The following is a 2,191-nucleotide window of genomic DNA, read 5'->3' on the forward strand; positions in this document are numbered from 1 at the left end:
ATCATATTTATATAACGAAAATATCTTTTATTTAATATAGATTTAGTTTTTTGATCTCCGTTAGATGCAGATAACATAAATAATTCTTGTTTTTTTACGGACAAACTCCAAATCTTGTTGTTTATTAGATTTAGATATAAATGTTCCTTTGATGCTCTTGAATCTAATAAATTATTGTTTTGCATCACCATTAATTGATAATTATTAACAACAAATAATAATCCTATAAAATTTATTAAACAAAGATAAATTATTTTAAATTGTTTTTTTTAATTTAATCATTAATTACCACTCCTTTATTTTTAGAATTGTTCTTTTTAGAACTTTCTGGTTTATCAACTGAATATGTATTAGAATTGTTTTTTGTAAAATTAATATATTGAAGATCGCCAGATAAATTATTATCATTTTTTGTTAAAGAATGTAAATTATTTCGAGAACTTTCTGGTTGATTATGATGGGAAATTGATAATTGATGATTGTTTTTCTTTTATTATATTTTGTGATTGCTTTTGTAATACAACTTTGTTTATAAAAAAGTTCTAATTTTTTTTCATTATTAATTTTTACGCTTGTTAATTCGTTTTGTATTGCAAGTTATGCTTGTATATACAAAGCATATTCTTCATCGTTGGTAATTTCGTTATTATTACTATGTTTATTTCCCATCGCCATAATAGGGTTATTACTAGTAATTAAAAATAATACTAAGAAAGCAAATATAAATATATTTAAGAATAATAAATGATGTTTAATTTTAAACATTAACAATAACTCCTTTATTTATTTCTCATCTGAGGTGATTATTTCGTATAGGGATTCAAAAAGGTCTTATAATTTTTTAGTTATTTAAATTTAATTAAATATTTATTTTTGATCATTTTTATTTTTAATAATAAATCTTCAATTTTATTTGATTGTAAAACATAAAAATTTTCTTGACGAATAAGATTTTTTAATTACGTTATTTTATAATCAGTATAATAATCTCCATCACAAACAAAAAAAAATTATTTTTTATTATAAACGTTAATAATTTGTAGAAGCTTCATTAATAAATTGTTTAATGTCATTTTTTTGATTATCTTGTGCGCCGCCAGATTGTTTTGTATACTTATGAAAAACATAAAAACTTATAGATAAATTTTCATAATCAAAAGCAAAATCAATGGATTTTTCTTTAGTAGTATAGTATTTATTTTTAATATCTTTTTTTGTTTTTACTTCTTGATTAATAATATAAACGGTATTATTTTTATTTCGAAAATATTCAATATTATTAATGCCACTAATGTTTTTTAAAAAATAATAAAAAGTTTTTTTATAAAAATTTTGTTTCGAAGGGTTTTTGATAAAAAAACGCTTTTAAAAAAATATTTTGATTAATTGAATTTATAACCGCTTTTTCATTAAAATTAAATTTTTTAATTTTAATATTAATCAAATCTCCTTTTATTTTTATCTCTCAGTTGAGGTGATTTCGTAGAGAGTGTTTAGGCGTCTATGGATCGAAATAACGATCTTGGGAATTATCATAATCTCTTTCTAAATCTTCTTTATTTTTTTGAGCATAATATAACATACAATTTAATGGCTCAATTTTGTTTTTATCCATAATTTGAAAACCCCTTTTTGTTTATAAATTTATTATAACATGCATCAACTTTGATAGCAATTTTTTAATTTGTTTTTGTAATATTTTTAGTTCTCTCATGGTTTTGTTTGCCTCCTTTGGGTTTTTGGTTTAATGGCCTTTCCAGTTGCGTGTGCGGGAGGGATAAAAGAAAAAGACCCTGTGAGAGAGGGTTTTGTTTATATTTGAGTTATTTTATTATTGATTCGAAAGAATATTTATTCTAATATTTTCAGATTGTATATGTATATTTCTTATTTGATTTTTTAAATTAATTATTATATCTTGCGGCAGATTGTCTCTTGCAGCATTATAAATTTCTTGAAATAAGTTTGCTTCACTTAACAATAAATCATGCAAAGTTCTGATTTGTGTTAATATATTGTTGTTAACATTGTTATTTCGGGGTATATTGACATTAGAATTTGCATTATTCGCCATTACTATATTACTATATTATTATTAACTAATAATCCCAAAAAAATAAACAAATAAATACTTATTATTTTAAATTGGTTTTTTAATTTAAACATTATTTATTAAAACTCCTTTTTTAAT

3 protein-coding genes and 1 pseudogene are annotated in these 2,191 nt (G+C 21.3%); all 4 read right to left on the bottom strand.

From position 1 onward, the window contains the following. Nucleotides 1–257: pseudogene (locus RI76_RS02085) on the bottom strand (SVM family protein); the annotation flags it as partial. A gap of 340 nt (nt 258–597) precedes the next feature. Continuing rightward, a complete protein-coding gene (locus tag RI76_RS03345) occupies nt 598–765 on the bottom strand; it encodes an SVM family protein (protein WP_017192492.1) in 168 nt (55 codons plus the stop codon). A gap of 1,066 nt (nt 766–1,831) precedes the next feature. Then, nucleotides 1,832–2,074, bottom strand: a complete 243-nt coding sequence (locus tag RI76_RS02900; RefSeq protein WP_261974340.1) for a hypothetical protein — start codon at nt 2,072–2,074, stop codon at nt 1,832–1,834. A 2-nt stretch (nt 2,075–2,076) separates the two neighbouring features. After that, nucleotides 2,077–2,166, bottom strand: coding sequence for an SVM family protein (locus tag RI76_RS03350; protein WP_261974341.1), 90 nt, complete (start codon nt 2,164–2,166; stop codon nt 2,077–2,079). Nucleotides 2,167–2,191: the final 25 nt, after the last annotated feature.

The sequence above is a fragment of the Milkweed yellows phytoplasma str. MW1 genome, assembly GCF_000309485.1.
Lineage (GTDB): Bacteria > Bacillota_I > Bacilli_A > Acholeplasmatales > Acholeplasmataceae > Phytoplasma.